This window comes from Guyparkeria sp. SCN-R1, from assembly GCF_003932495.1.
Classification (GTDB): Bacteria; Pseudomonadota; Gammaproteobacteria; order Halothiobacillales; family Halothiobacillaceae; genus Guyparkeria.
Window position 1 is genome coordinate 1 of sequence record NZ_QZMT01000060.1, and the last position, 345, is coordinate 345.

1 protein-coding gene is annotated in these 345 nt (G+C 70.4%); it reads right to left on the bottom strand.

Annotated features, from left to right (window positions below; genetic code table 11):
- On the bottom strand, positions 1-180 hold a 180-nt coding region (locus tag D5687_RS11175), incomplete at its 3' end, for a hypothetical protein (protein WP_204742199.1).
- Between the last annotated feature and the right edge of the window lie 165 nt (positions 181-345).

Genomic DNA, 345 nt, shown 5'->3' on the forward strand with positions numbered 1-345 from the left:
GGTCACGATGGCTCGGTCGCTCGTGGCCTCGTCGAGGGCCTCGACGACGAACTGCGGTTTGACGGGTTCGTCCTCGGGCGCCTGGTAGGCCATCGAGTACTCCGACTTCCACTGTTGGCACTGGGCGCGCCACTTCTTCGCCTCGGGCGAGGCGTCGACCTCGTCGGCGAGTTGCTCCATCACGGTCGCGGCGTCCCCGACCAGGGGGTACTCCGCGTGGATGTTCTTACTGATCTCGGCCGGGTCGATGTCGACGTCGACCCGCCGGGGCGGGTCGAGGTCGCCCACCCGCCGACCCCGGCCGTGGCCCGTCGAGGGCGCTCTCCCGCCTGTGTGCTCTCGCGC